The sequence below is a fragment of the Shewanella sp. YQ_9 genome (assembly GCF_043103185.1).
Lineage (GTDB): Bacteria > Pseudomonadota > Gammaproteobacteria > Enterobacterales > Shewanellaceae > Shewanella > Shewanella algae.
The window spans coordinates 35,866-50,669 of sequence record NZ_JBICJO010000064.1 but is presented as its reverse complement, the minus strand read 5'-3'; the positions used below and the strand labels follow the sequence as shown (position 1 = coordinate 50,669).

Annotated in this window: 8 protein-coding genes; 1 reads left to right on the top strand and 7 read right to left on the bottom strand. The window is 53.9% G+C overall.

Translation table 11 applies throughout. The features are described 5' to 3' along the window. Positions 1-1,547: 1,547 nt before the first annotated feature. Positions 1,548-4,181: a TonB-dependent receptor gene (locus ACF8D4_RS17990; RefSeq protein WP_144128465.1), complete on the bottom strand. Its 2,634-nt coding sequence runs from the start codon at positions 4,179-4,181 to the stop codon at positions 1,548-1,550. Positions 4,182-4,664: 483 nt separating this feature from the next. On the opposite strand from ACF8D4_RS17990, the gene ACF8D4_RS17985 reads away from it, so the two are divergent. Further along, positions 4,665-5,681 carry a LacI family DNA-binding transcriptional regulator gene (locus ACF8D4_RS17985; protein ID WP_234520735.1) on the top strand — a complete coding sequence of 339 codons (1,017 nt, stop codon included), beginning with the start codon at positions 4,665-4,667 and terminating at the stop codon, positions 5,679-5,681. Positions 5,682-5,744: 63 nt separating this feature from the next. Here ACF8D4_RS17985 and ACF8D4_RS17980 read toward each other — a convergent pair whose 3' ends face one another. The 6 genes from ACF8D4_RS17980 to ACF8D4_RS17955 form a co-directional block, all read right to left on the bottom strand. Beyond that, positions 5,745-7,034, bottom strand: a complete 1,290-nt coding sequence (locus ACF8D4_RS17980) for an NAD(P)/FAD-dependent oxidoreductase (protein WP_028779000.1) — start codon at positions 7,032-7,034, stop codon at positions 5,745-5,747. Positions 7,035-7,171: 137 nt separating this feature from the next. Next, positions 7,172-8,533 (bottom strand): MATE family efflux transporter, encoded by a 1,362-nt coding sequence (locus ACF8D4_RS17975; protein ID WP_342203050.1) that lies wholly within the window; start codon positions 8,531-8,533, stop codon positions 7,172-7,174. A gap of 176 nt (positions 8,534-8,709) precedes the next feature. Continuing rightward, entirely contained in the window at positions 8,710-9,843 is a 1,134-nt protein-coding gene (locus ACF8D4_RS17970; RefSeq protein ID WP_392466094.1) for a CobW family GTP-binding protein, read from the bottom strand. A gap of 122 nt (positions 9,844-9,965) precedes the next feature. Beyond that, the gene (locus ACF8D4_RS17965) at positions 9,966-10,313 is read right to left on the bottom strand and encodes a hypothetical protein (RefSeq protein ID WP_223828920.1); all 348 of its coding nucleotides are present in this window, start codon (positions 10,311-10,313) and stop codon (positions 9,966-9,968) included. A gap of 98 nt (positions 10,314-10,411) precedes the next feature. Beyond that, a complete protein-coding gene (locus tag ACF8D4_RS17960; protein WP_392466092.1) occupies positions 10,412-11,680 on the bottom strand; it encodes a DEAD/DEAH box helicase in 1,269 nt (422 codons plus the stop codon). Between the two features lie 53 nt (positions 11,681-11,733). Then, positions 11,734-14,787: an EAL domain-containing protein gene (locus ACF8D4_RS17955; protein ID WP_392466089.1), complete on the bottom strand. Its 3,054-nt coding sequence runs from the start codon at positions 14,785-14,787 to the stop codon at positions 11,734-11,736. Between the last annotated feature and the right edge of the window lie 17 nt (positions 14,788-14,804).

Here is a 14,804-nt window from a genome sequence, read left to right as displayed (position 1 = left end):
GCCTTGGCAGCCTTTTTATTGGTTCACTATTATCTGTGCAAGGGACCGCACTAGAAAGGGGAGTAGGTACAATTCTTCCCAAACAGAGTCATTTGAAGCTACAGATATACACATATATTTCTGGCACAGGCGGAACTGTGACAGTCGAAAACAGGGACGTATTCACGCCGTGTCACAGGATCGCCTGTGCGAGAGCAAACCGCAGGTGATGGGCTACATCATGGTCGGAAGCCCGGCAAGCGCTAATGGGCGATTTTAAGTTGAAAGCCAAGCCGCTGTGCCAGCGGCCTAACGTCGTGGAGTTTCACCCCACACCCGAGGAAAGGGGGCTGTATCGACTCGCCCCCTTTCCAACCCCCCAGCGACCCGCGACGCAGCGGAAAACCCCTTGTGCTTATGATGCCAATTCGCTATCGCGCCAGACGCTCATCCCTGATTCGACTGGCGCTGCTTCGGCATCCATGCCTCGCTACGCGATTGTCATCAACGCCCTGCGGCCGCTTCGAGCGGGAATCGGTGCATTCTGTGAGAATGGAGTAGCTTGAAATATCTGGAGAGTTTACAGACATACGCCTATTTTCCAGGCACAGGCGGAACTGTGACCGTCGAAAACAGGGACGTTTTCGTCGAGCGCCCAGGGATGGGTTCACAGCGTGTCACAGGATCGCCTGTGCAAAAAGCGCACCGCAGGTGATGGACTACACCGTGGCCGGAAGCTCGGCCAATACTAACTTAGGAACTTTTTGGCTGGAAGCTATGTTAGCCGCTGTGCCAGCGGCCTAAAGTCGTGGTGTTCCACACCACACCGGCCAAGGGGCTTTGCTTGTCCCAAGCCCCTTGCATCCCCAAGGACACCCCGACGTAGCCGAAATCCCCGCGGGCTTATGAAACAAATTGACTACACTCAGGACTCGCCAAATGCTTCCATGCATAACGGCCAGCTCGCCTTCCTTGGCTCGCGCTCATGCACTTGTTGCTTCGCAACATTCGCCTTGCTCGACCTTCGAGCCTCGACATCCCTGTCTCGGCTGCGCCAATTTGCAACAACGCCAGCGGCGGCTCCGAAGGGGGGAATTGGTGCAATTCTGTGAGAACTAACTTGTTTGAAGCTACCTATATGCCCACAGGCATACACCTCATTTTCAGGCACAGGCGGAGCTGTGACCGTCGAAAACAGGGATGTTTTCGTCGAGGCTACAGGGACGTATTCACGCCGTGTCACAGTATCGCCTGTGCATAAGCCTGCGGCAGGCAATGAGAAACATCCATCGCCGGAGACCCAACCAATGCTATTTGGCTATTTTGAGCTGAAAGCTATGCTAGCCGCTGTACCAGCGGCCTAACATCGTGGAGCTGGTGCAATTCTACAAGAATCACGTTACTTGAAGTTTCTGAAATGTCAGCAAACATACACTTAATTCCCTGGCACTGGCTAAACTGTGACTTGCCGAGGAAGATTTTTATAAAGAACAGGGAAAGCGCTCAGGGAGCTGATGCAAAAAGCCGACCCTGGGGTCGGCTTTGGTATCGAAGATAAAGACCTGTACTTAGAAGCGCAGGGCTACACCTACTTTATATCTGGCTTCGCCTTCAAAGCTCCACACTGGGTAATCGGCCTTGAACTCGCTGATCACATCCTCTGCACTAATTGGGGAAACACCCGTCTGTATGCTGTCTTCTTCAGTGATGTTGACCGCTTCAAAGGTGATATCCAAATAGTCGGTTACCGAGTAGCTGGCACTGAGGTCCAAGGTCCCGTAAGACTCGTGCTGACGGTTACCGTAGAAGCCAGGCAGCTCGCGCATCATATACTCAGAGCGCCAGTTATAGGCCAGACGAGCGCTAAAGTCATCCATCTCATAGTAACCTACCAGGTTGACGGTATGCTTGGATGAGTCAGAGAACACGCCCACACGATCCGGATAGTTTTCTGCCGGAGAGGATGCATCGGCAAAGGTGTAGTTCACTGAGTAACCCAAACCATTGTCGAAGGAGTCCTGCAGCTGCAGCTCGATACCATCTATGCTGCCGCCGTCGGCATTGTATTTCTCGCTCACAGTCCAGCAGTCATAGATACCTACGCCACAAGAACTTTCACCTTCGGTTACCAGGTTGGGATCTTCAATACCTATCTGCTGATTCAGCTTCTGTTTGGTGGTGATAAAAGAGCTGACATCCTTGATAAAGTAAGTGGCGGCAAACAGGCCAGAATCACTGAAGTACCACTCCAGACTCAAGTCAGCCTGGGTCGCCTTGAATGGTTCCAGCGCCACACTGCCACGCACCAGTTTTTCATTAAAAGGTGTACCGTCGTTGTAACCCGGCAGGGTCGAGGTAGCAAACAGCTCGGCGTAGTTGGGGCGAGAGATCACCTGAGCGGCTGATGCGCGCAGTATCACATCCTCGCTCAAGTCGAAGGCGATGTTAACGCTCGGCAGTACATCGTTATAGCTGGACTTGTCTGTGCTCAGATCATCGGCGAACTGGCCCTGATCGTTCAGCGCGTAATAGTCAGACTCAATGTCGGTAGAGATGTAACGGAAACCGAAGTTACCGCGGAATCCTTCCCCGGCAAAAGTAGCCATGGCGTACAGAGCCAGGTTCTCTTCCTGGATAGTGCCGTAACCAGACTTGTCAACGGTAAAGCCATCGATGGCGGCATAGGCATCGGCAATCATGGCATCAAATATCGGCTCAGGCAGAGTGAAACCGGCGCCGGATGACATGGTGCCATTGTAGTAGGCAGAAGCGTCCTTGGTCAGTACCTTGGCGTCATTGACTATCGCCGCATCTGTCATCTGGGTGACTTCATGATCGGCATAGCTCACACCTGTCTTGATGGCACTGATAGCGCCCCAGGCTACCGGGAAGTTGAAGTCCAACTGAGCGAAGGTTTCTTCATCCGTGTTGGGCTGCTTCTTCAGCGCCCAGCCGGCAGTGGCCAATGGGTCGTTAAAGTCACCGGCCTCAAAATACTTGTTGGCGATGTCGATGTTGATCTTGTCGCCGGTGGCGTCATAGATACCGGCAAAGTCAGCCGGGACACCGATTGAGTTGCCATAGTTGGCAGTCAAGTCGGTACCGCCCTCTGCTTCGGTGCGGCCTATACGGCCTTCAACAGTGAAGTTATCCGCTTCATAGTTGAAGTTGAAATCCACTGTATCCGAGCTCATGCTCGCCTTACGGGCCCAGGTTTGTGCCCAGGCAAAACCGCCCTGATCGCTGTGATTTATCTTGGTACAAACGCCGGCGGCATTGACCTGCTCACAGGTGTAGTCGCCTTGTTGTGTGGGAAACAGGAAGATGGAGGTGTTGGCGTTGTTGGCGTCCAGCTCCAGATTCATGTAGTTGAGCCCCAGTTCCAGTCTGTCGGTGGGACGATACTGCAACACCAGATTGATTGCGGTGCGCTCACGATCCTGTTGGAAGGTGGTTGGCACTATCTCACCCCAGCCAAGCAGGGTTTCAATGCCATTGCGCTGATAGTCCGTTTGGCTCCAGGAACCTGCCAGCAATACACCGAAGTTTTCATCTTCGTTTTTCCAGCTGTAGAGACCGGATGCTTCAGGATCTATCTCTTCCGAGACGCTACCATAGTCCCCTTTGGCGCTCAGGAAAACCGAGTTGGCATCCAAATCCAGCGGTTTGCGGGTGTTGATTATGACAGTGCCGCCTATGCCCCCTTCGGCAATATCGGCCTGGGAAGATTTGTAGACTTCAATCGAGCCCACCATCTCTGGCGGCAGCAAGGTGTAGTTGAAACTGCGGTCGATGGCCTGCTGATCGAACCAACCGGTAGAAGCTACCGAGTGGCCATTAAGCTGGGTACTGGTCAGCTGCGCCGAGGCGCCGCGGATAGAAACCTGTTGCCCCTGACCGAACTGGCGGTTAACGGCGACACCAGGAATACGTCCCAGAGACTCCCCCACATCACTGTCGGGGAATTTACCTATATCTTCTGAAGTTACCGCATCGACTACGGCATCTGAAAAACGCTTGGTATTGACCGAAGCCTTCATCGAGGCACGCATACCACGGACTTCAATTTTTTCAATATTGGCAGTTTCGTTGCTGTTGTTATCTGCTGCCTCGGCAGCCAGCGCGCCAACAGATACCGCTCCCCCAAGGAGGATAGCGATATTTGCAGCGAGGGCAGTTTTCTTAAAGGTAGATGTTCGCATCTCGTTTCCCTTCCATCACTTTATTATCTTTTTTGTTGCCATAACCATTCCCTTCAAGAGAATGACAACGCTGTCATGTCTGGAGATAAACATTACACAATAATTAACAGTCTTGCCACAACAAAATAACGCTAGAGTGAATAAAAACTGTCATATTGCTGTGTTAATGGGAGAAAACAGATTTTTATTCTGGTTAAAAACTGTCCAGGCAGAAGTTTGTGTAACCAAGGGCGTTAACAATAGCGGGAAACGAATTTATATAATGGCCTAATCACTAAGGAAGTCGGATAACGCCGAAAGCTAATTGCTGTGCAAGCCACTCTCTACAAAAGAGAAGACCATGAGGACTTATTCGCACCTTCCCTAAATTCTGCGTTGCCAAACTGGCTAAAAGTCAGCAGTATAAGATGCTCGACAAGCGGCCATGCCGCTTCCGGCCCCCGCTGGCTGTGAGTATTCGCCTGACATCTCGGACTAAGTTGAATGAAAGTAACCATCAATGACGTGGCTAAATATGCCGGCGTTTCCATCAAGACAGTATCCCGGGTCACCAATAATGAGCCTTCGGTTAAACCGGCCACTATCGACAAGGTCAATGCTGCAATCAAGGCGTTGAATTACCAGCCGAATTTAGCTGCCCGCAACCTGGCTGCCACCAGTTCTTATGTCATAGGCTTCGTCTATGACAACCCCAATGCCTACTACATTATCGATATGCAGAACGGTATTCTCTCCGCTTGTCGGGACAAGGGCTATGAGCTGCTGATCCACCCCTGTGATGCCAAGGCCGATGGTATTTGTGAACAACTGACCACTATGGTGAAACATGCCCGCCTGGCCGGACTGGTACTGACGCCGCCGCTGTCGGAAGACCCCAAGGTACTCTCCGCCCTGGATGCCATAGGCGCCAACTATGTTCGCATCATGGCAGGTGACAGAGTAAAGGCCGATACCGGGCTGGCGGTATTGGTTAACGACAGATCCGGCGCCGTGGCCATTACCCAACATCTTATCGATCTCGGGCATCGGCAGATCGCCTTTCTCAGCGGCGACTATCATCACCAATCCACCAAGGAGCGTCTCGAAGGTTATCGTCAGGCCTTGAGGGATAACGACCTGGACGAGTCTCCCGAGCTGATTGTCGAGGGTGAATACTCGTTTGAATCCGGAGTTGAAGGTGCCAAGAAGCTGCTCAAAGGGGCTAACCGGCCCAGCGCCATAGTGGCCTGTAACGACGAAATCGCCGCCGGAGCCCTGTTTGCCGCCAGGCTGGAAGGGGTGGATATTCCCACCGAGCTCTCGATTGTCGGCTTTGAGGACAGTCCCTTCTCACGCCAAACCTGGCCCAAGTTGACCACAGTGCATCAGCCCAACGGCAAGATTGCCCAGATAGCTACCGAGCTGTTGATCGCCAATCGCCGTGAGCAGAGCGCTCGCAGCGAGATCTTCACCCCAGAGCCGGTTATCAGAGACTCGAGCGCCAGGGTGCAAGCAAGCTGAAATTCCAGCCACTAAAAAGGCGCTCTACAGAGCGCCTTTGCGATAAGATTCAAAATCACTTTATCAGTGCAGCTTGAGTTTGGGCCTGTGCCATTTCAGCAGCCGCTGTGCCAGACGATACACCAATGCCGAAAACCAACCGTACAAACTCGCCAGATGGCGTTGATACAGAGACATGTACATCATCCGTGCCACGTAACCCTCAATAAACAGGGAGCCGGATCTCAGGTTGCCCATCAGATTGCCCACCGCCGAGAAACGACTCAGTGACACCAATGAACCATAGTCGCGGTAGACAAAAGGATTTTCTGCCTTGCCCTTCAAGCGGTTGAGAATATTTTTATACAGGGTTTCCGCCATCTGCGATGCGGCTTGGGCCCGGGGAGGCACAGGCTTGCCGTTGTCCTGCACCAAAAAGGCGCAGTCGCCCAAGGCGTAGATATCCTTGTGGCCCTTGACCCGCATACAGGCATCGACCTCGATAAGGTTACGGTTATTGACCGGCAACTTATCAAACTGCTGCAGTACATCCGGCCCCTTGACGCCCGCGGCCCACACCTTAAGCCCGGCAGGGATCAGCACATCTTCCTGGGTAATAAAGCCTTGCTTGGTCACCTCTTTGACCTGCACTCCTATGTGCAAGCGTACCCCGATATGATCCAGTACAGACTGGGCTCTGGAGCTCACCTTGTCCGGCAGAGCCGGCAATATCTTGGGCGCCGCCTCAATCAGGTGAATTTCCAGATGATGCTTGTCGACATTGAGGTAACCGTATTCTTTGACCGAGTCCAGCACATGATGCAACTCGGCAGCCAGCTCAACTCCGGTCGCGCCGGCGCCCACTATGCCGATACTGAGCTTTTCGCTGGTTTCATCCAACAGCAACAAGTTGTCCAGCAACTTGTGGTGAAATTGATTGGCGCTGTCGAGGCTGTCGAGGAAGATACAGTGCTCTTTGGCACCCGGGGTGTTGAAGCTGTTGGCCACCCCGCCGATGGCAACTACCAGATAGTCGTAGGGCAACTCACGCTCGGCGATAATCTGCTCGCCATCATCATTGCTGACTCCGGCCAGGGTGATGGTCTTGGCCTCGGGATCGCATTGCAGCATTTCACCGCGCAGGAAACGATAGCCATTTTTCAGGCCATGGTCGCGATACAGCAAGCCTTCTACCGATTGATCTATCACCCCAACGGCCACTTCGTGCAGTTTGGGCTTCCAGATATGTACCGGACTCTTGTCTATCAGGGTTATTTCAGCCTCTTCCTTCAGGCCCAATTTGCGTCCCAGCTTGGAAGCCAGCGCCAATCCTCCGGCGCCGCCGCCCACAATTAAAATCCGCTTACCGGTCACAAATTCCCCCAAGAGTATGAACTAATGCAAGATAGTCTTTTATAACATGATCCTGCTCAAAAATAACCTGAGTTCTAAATTAATATTTCTTTATATATCACTGATGCAGGTGAATATTTGCCATCATTTCCTGTCGCTCAAGGCTGGTGTAATGCCACCTTGGTGCGCTTCAAACTGTAGAACATCCACAGACACAATAGGCTGCTGCAGGATGCCAAGGAGATCCACACGCCCGGCACGCCAAAGGCCCAGGCAAACACCCAGAGGAATAGGCCTATCAGCAGCAACTTGCTGCCAGTGAGTATCGAGGCCTCTGCCGGACGATTGATGGCCTGGAAGAAACTGGCTCCCACCAAAATCAAGCCTTCCATCGGCAAGCCCCAGAAATAGAGATACATGCCCTCAATGGCAACCGGGGCCAGGGTCGGGTTGTCACCGGCAAACAGATACACCATCCATTCCGGGCGGCTGTAGATAAGCACCAAGCCCAGCAAGGCGCAGATTAAGGTGACGGAAAACACCATTTTGGCGGTCTGCTTGACCCTGTCATATCGACCGGCACCGGCATTGAAGCTGAGAATGGGTTGGGTGCCGAGGGCTATGCCTTCAAACACAAAGTAAAACAGGGCTTCGGTATAACTCACCACGCCATAGGCGGCCACATGCAGCGAAGTGCCGGTCCAGAGCAGCGCCATGTTATGCATGGTCAATACAATCGACAGATAGAGATTCATCAGGAAACTGGGCATCCCCAGCTTGACGATTTCCCAAACCAGCTCCAGGCTCAGCTTCATCTGCTGCCAGTCGATATTGAGCCGGGTGCGCTTGCCAAAGAAATGTTGCAGACACAGGCCGCCGGTGACCGCCTGGGACAACATGGTAGCAATGGCGGCGCCGGCAAGACCGAATGGAAAGACCACAATAAACAGCCAATCCAGCAGGGTGTTAAGCACGCCCCCAAATACCAGGATCCAGGTGACGAAACTGGGGCGACCGTCGTTACGTAAAAGCGCCGAGAAGGCCATGGAAATGATGGGGAAAATGCCCAAGGCAAAGTACCAGAACAGGTATTGGTAGGCGCCTTCATAGACCTCACCTTCGGCTTTCAGCCAGCGCAGAATGTCGTCGGTCAGCATGGTACCGGCAAGCGACACCACCAACGCACTCAACAGACAAAGACTGAAGGTATTGCCGAGAATTTTTCTGGCCCTGGCGACATCACCGCGGCCAAGATTGATGGAGATAAGCGCGGCGCCGCCCATGCCCAAAAGCGCACCGAGCGCATAGAGAATGGCGCCCACAGGGTAAGCCAGCATAATACCCGCAAGACCCGTTTCCCCCAGGTAGTGGCCGATAAACATCCCGTCTATGGTGACGTAAATTCCGGTCACCAACATGGACATCACAGTGGGGACAGTGTAACGCCAAAAGAGTTTACTGACAGGTTGCTGCAGTAAGGCGAGATCCTGCTCAGTCTGGGGGACGCTGTTTGGGGTCATGACGCTTTCTCAACATCAAAGGTGTTAAACCATAAGTTCGATATCAGAGGCCATATTAGGAGGCGACAGCTCGGCCTCCATTCAAATTGGCACTCCGAAATCAATCACCTCGGAAAAAGTGGATGGCGGATTGTACCCGAGTTATCAGCCTGGATGCCACAGCCTTGAATAGGGCGTTATTCGGCGACTTTCATGGCGAGCAGTTGCTGCTCCAAAGATTCAGGCTGCAAAGGGGCGCGACTGATGATTTCCAACCTGGAGTCCATGGCATCATCGAGCTCTTCAACGCTCAATTCACCGTCGAGCATATTGAGCGCCGCTATGCCGTCTTTGGTGATCATCACAGCTTTTAGTCGCACCACATCGAGTGCCTTGGCCCAGCGATAGAGGCGCTCGAGATCGAACAGCCAATCCGGAGCAAAAATCCAGCCATAGCTATAACAGCCCTCGCCTTTGTTACTCTTGAACACTATGCCGCGAGCGTCCCACTCTGGTGCTTCCGGGCTCTGCGGCTCGGCGCCGAGTGGCTTGATGGCAAACACACCGGCATTTTGCCACAGCAGCCCGGCGCCTAAGGGAGTGGCTTTAGTGTTCAAATTGGCCTTTGCCGGCCGAGCCAGCGCCCGCAACAATTCATCATTGAGCTTCAGCTCTTTGGACCAGTAAAACAGCTCCCCTTCCAGTTGCTGAGCGGCAATAAAGGTGGCTATTTGTTCCCTCAAGTGTGCAGCTAGCCGCTTACTCTCCTGATCACTTTGCGGCTCATTACCTTTTGCACTTAGCGGCTCATCCCCAGGCAGAACCATTGACTCTTGCTGTTGCCAGAGGTCCTGCTTGCCGGCCAGCAGGATATCGGCTATCTGCAGCTGGGAGAGAAAATTCTTATGTTCGGTATAACGCTTGTCACTGAGTTTGCGCGGGTCAAACAGACAGATACTGGCCTTGAGGCTGAGCACTTCGGCAAACTGTTTCGAGCTTAGGGTTTTCAAAATCTCTTTGGGATGGCCAAGGCCTGTTGGCTCTATCAGTAATCTGTCGGGTTTGGCCCGGGCCAGCAGCTGAGTCACCGCCACTTGAGTCGGCACCCCGGCGGCGCAGCACAAACAGCCACCGGGCACTTCTCGTATGACAACGCCAGAGTCGCTCTGGCCCATCAGGCCGGCATCTATTCCAATTTCACCGAACTCATTGACCAATACCGCCCAGGTCTCGCCCGCAGGCTTATTGGCCAGCAGCGCTTTAATAAAGGTGGTTTTGCCTGAGCCGAGAAAGCCGGTGATCAGATTGGTGGCAACGGGTTTGAGGATCATCTGTGACTCCATTCCTTACAGCATTGAGGCAGCAGAGTGTAACCCAAGCAGGGAAAGAGTTAGCTCGAAATTGTAAACAGATGCAAAATGGGCGCTATTCGCGCCCATTTCTGTATACCTGACTAAGGCTTTAGTTCGTGATCCACTATCGGTGTCAGCCCCTTGGCACGATTTTTCATGGCATCGTCCAAGTCAAAGCCGCCGGCACGCCAGCCTTTGGCCTCAGCCGCAGAGAAGCTCTGCAAGTGCCACTCTTTGGCATCTTGGAGTTTAAAGCCTGCATCCTGCCAGGCGCCTGCGCTTGAGGCATCGAAACCGGCAACATGCCACTGCTGGGCGCTTCGGGAGTCAAAACCTGCCTCTTTCCAGGAGGCTATCTCGGTTGAACTCATACCGGACCAGTCTTTGGGAATGGAACTGCAAGCCACAAGCATACTCAACCACAGCAAGATCACTAATTTTCGCAACATACTCATCTCCTGATACCTTTACTATTCCTTAAGCTAAGGGGGCTGCGCTGCCGACGGCTTATTGAGGCAACGCATTGAGTATAGCAGGGCAGATTGCATTATCTGCGTCTTGGGCCTTTGGGAGCCTGGCCCTTGCGACCGGGTTTATGGCCCCTGTGAGTCTTGGCATGTCGGGGTTTCTCTATTGGCTGCGAGTAACGCTCCGGCAACGGCGCGCCCTTCTCGTAACCCGGCAGTACTTCTCTTGGCAGCTTGTAACCGAGCAGGGCTTCTATTTCAGCCAGTTTTTGCTCTTCGGCCGGGCTCACCAAAGAGATGGCTTCGCCGCTGCGCCCTGCTCTGCCGGTACGGCCAATGCGATGAATATAGTCATCAGCCTGCGATGGCAGCTCGAGATTGATAACCCTTGGCAAGGCAGGAATATCCAGGCCTCGGGCCGCGACATCGGTTGCCACCAATACCCGAATCTCTCCATCGATGAACTGCGCCAGAGCGCGGCTGCGGGCGCCCTGAGTCTTGTCACCGTGAAAACAGGCGCTCTTGATGCCGTCGAGTTTTAGCTCTTGCTGCAACTGCTCGGCACTCTCCTTGGTACTGACAAAGGCCAACACCTGTTGCCAGTTGTTGCGACCAATAAGCTCGGCAAGCAACTCGGCTTTACGGCGATAGTCCACCGGATACACCTTTTGCTGGATCTGCGCCTGAGTGCGGCTCTCTTTATCTACTTCAAACCATTCTGGCTTATCGAGCAGCTTGTGCCCGAGGCGCTTGACCGCCTCGGGGAAGGTCGCCGAAAACAACATGGTCTGATGCCCATCTGGCAGATAGCGCCCCAGACGCTCGATATCCGGCAAGAACCCCAGGTCCAACATGCGGTCGGCCTCATCCAGCACCAGGGCCATTACCTTATCCAGCCTGAGATGATCTTGGCTCAGGTGATCGAACAGCCGCCCCGGCGTCGCCACCAGCACCTCAATACCGGCCGCTATCGCCTTGCGTTGAGGGTTGAAGTTGGCGCCGCCGAAAATGGCCAAAATGCGAAATGGCGTATGGGCGGCGTATTTGCCCAGCTGAGTCGCCACTTGTTGTGCCAGCTCGCGGGTTGGTGTCAGGATAAGCACTCTGGGCGCGGCGCCATATTCTGGCTCAGCGAGCCCCTGTTGCTGCCACTCGTCAATCAAGGCGGCCAACAGCGGCAAGCCAAAGGCCGCGGTTTTGCCTGTGCCTGTCTGGGCCGAAGCCATAATATCCCGTCCGGCCAGCGCCGCCGGCAGTACCTGCTGCTGCACCGCCGTCAACTCACGATAGCCGCACTGGGCAACGGCTTCGAGCAGCGCTCCCGGCAGCTGGGTTTCAGAAAACTGCATCTTCAACACCTGAAACATAAAAAGGCCGGCGAGTATACCGCAAACACAAGTTATCAGCTGGCATTTCCACCACCTATGACCTGATGCTTGCCAAGATATTTTTGCTCAAAGCCTTCGATATCCAACGCCTGGGAGTAGAGGTAACCCTGGGCATAGTCGCAGCCTATGCGGGTCAAGATCTCGGCCTGACCGGCTGTCTCCACCCCTTCGGCTATCACCTTCATCCCCAACTTGTGTGCCATGACTATGATGGCTTCACAGAGGGTCAAGTCACTCTCATCTGTTTCCAAATTACGGGTAAAAGATTGATCTATCTTGAGATAGTCGATATCAAACCGCTTCAGATAAGCCAGGGAGGAATAGCCGGTGCCAAAGTCATCCAGAGACACCTGAATGCCGGCATCCCTATAGGCCAACAGCTTTTCGGTCACTCCCATATTGGCATCCAGCAACAGGCCTTCAGTTATCTCTATACAGATCCCCGAGCCAGAGACACCCAGACTTGTCAGCAGCTCCAGCCACTCGGCAAAGCGGTTGCCTTCGTCGCGAAACTGGATTGGCGACTTGTTGATACTGATCTGCACCTCGCTCCCATAAGCCTCGCGCCAGGCGGCACTCTGACGCGCCGCCTGCTCAAACACCCAGTTACCGATTTCAAAGATAAGCCCTGTGTCTTCTGCCACCGGAATAAACTCAGCCGGCGAGACACTGCCGCGCTCACTGTGATTCCAGCGCAGCAAGGCTTCGGCCTTGAACACCTTACCGCTGCCCAGCTCGACTATGGGTTGGAACCTGAGTTCGAATTCGCGCCGCTCCAATGCCTGACGCAAATCCTGAATAAGCCGCATCCTGTATCTGGCGTATTCCTGCATAGAAGCAGTGAAATAGTTGAAACGGTTGCGGCCCTGATCTTTGGCGGCATACATGGCCTGATCCGCATGTTTAAGCAACAACTCCACTGTCTGACCATCATCGGGATACAGGGTAATGCCGATACTGGCGCTGATAAAGGCGGTTTCATCGCCCAACTTGAAGGGCTCCGCCAGACTGCTGAGAATATGGTTGGCAACCCGCTCGACCCCGTTATGATCCTGCACATCCGAGAGCAGCAAGGTGAACTCATCGCCGCCGAGTCTGGCCACCACGTCGGACTCACGCACACAGGCCTGCAGCCGCTCCGAGGTTTCCACCAGCAGTAAATCCCCCATGTCATGACCCAGGGTATCATTAACCTCTTTGAAGAAATCCAGATCCAGAAACAGCAGCGCAAAACCATGGCCATGGCGCTTGGCCTTACGGATTTCATTGCCAAGATGCTCGGTGAACATGCGCCGGTTTGGCAAACCTGTCAGGGCATCATAGTTGGCCTGACGCCAGATAAGACGTTCATTCTGCTTCTTGTCGGTGATATCGGAAAACAGCGCCACCCTTCTCAGAGGGGTATCATCCGTGCTGTGAATGGTATTGATGCTGAGCCAAATCATTATCTTGCGGCCATCACTGCAGCGCAGCCACATCTCTCCCTGCCAGCGCCCCTTGTGGCTGAGATCATGATTCAGCTCACGGTAAAACCTCTCATCGTGGTCGTCGCACTTGAGCATATCTATGTTACTGCCCAGCACATCTTGTGGCTGATACCCAGTGATGGCGCTGAACGCCGAATTGACCGTCATTATGGTGCCGACATCATCCAGCACACTCATCGCCTCGCTGGAGTTTTCATAGACGGAAGCCGCCAGCTTGAGTGAGGCTTCCAGCTGTTTTTGCTCGGTAATATCCACATGCACGCCGCAAACCCTGAGCGGCCTGCCCTTCTCGTCACGACTGACCACCTTGCCGGTATCCTGCACCCAGCGCAGTTCGCCGTCCGGACGGATCAGCCGGTACTGCACCTTGTGTTGCTCGGTTTTTCCCGCCAGATGCTCATCCAAGGAGCGCAGTACCCAGGCCCTGTCCTTGGGATGAATACCATCGAGCCACAGGCGTTTGTTGTCGTTGAGATTGTTAAGGGAACAGCTAAGAATTTCGGCGCTGCGTTTGTTGCGCACTACGGTATCCTTGACTGGGTCCCAGTCCCAGAAACCGAGTTGACCGCTTTGCAGCACCAGCTCCAACTGATCGCGACTGGCGGCAATCGCCTGCTCGGCCAACTTGGCCGAGGTAATATCGATATAGCCGGCTATCACCAACTGTACCTGCTGATGATGGCGCTGACAGGCCACTGTCATATGGGTATAGACATACTGCCCCTGCTTGGAGACGAAGCGTTTTTCCATCTCATATTCGTCGATTTCACCATCCAGCATCCGCCTGAATTGCGCCATATCGGCGGGCAGATCATCCGGGTGGGTCAGCTCAGACCAGGTCAGTTGCGACAACTCCTGCTCTGTATAACCCAACATCCGGCACATGTGGGGGTTTATCTTGAGCCAGCGTTGATCCGGCGAGGTGATGGAAATCCCTATGTTGCCCACATGGAACTGGGAGCGAAACAGAAAGTCATCCTGCAGCCGAATGCGGTTGTCGCGCTCAAATTCCAGCCGCCGCGACAGCAAGCGCCCCAGCAACACATTGGTGAGTGGGAACAAGGTCAGTACAGGCAAACTGATACTGGCAAGCACCCCTTTGGCGGTTTCCCAGGGCAGCAGTAACATCCAGGCCAGCATCACCAGATGCACCAACAGGGAAAAACCGGCCAGCTCCGGGTAGCCTATATCGGCGAGGGATTGCTTGCGCCGTTTGCGCCACAACAGGCCTATCAAGCCGCTGGAGAAGATCACCCCGACACCGACCCAAACAGCACCGCCACCGAGATAGATGCGAAAAGCGGCGGTAATCACGCAGGCGATTATGGTCGGCAGGCCGCCGAAAAACAGGCCTGAGATACTTAAAAGTACGGAGCGACTATCGAAGAAGATCCCCGGCTCATAGCTCCAGGGGGTAAGCATCACCGCAATACAGATGCCACCGATAATGACGCCAATCAACAAACGCCACAGCAGAAAGTACTCCCGCTGCTGCTGTCTGGGAATAGCATCATAAATAAACACCAATGCCAGCAAAAATGCGGCATTTTGTGCCAAAGGAAGGAAAATGCTCTGCTCCATCTGCCCCCAAGCCTGTG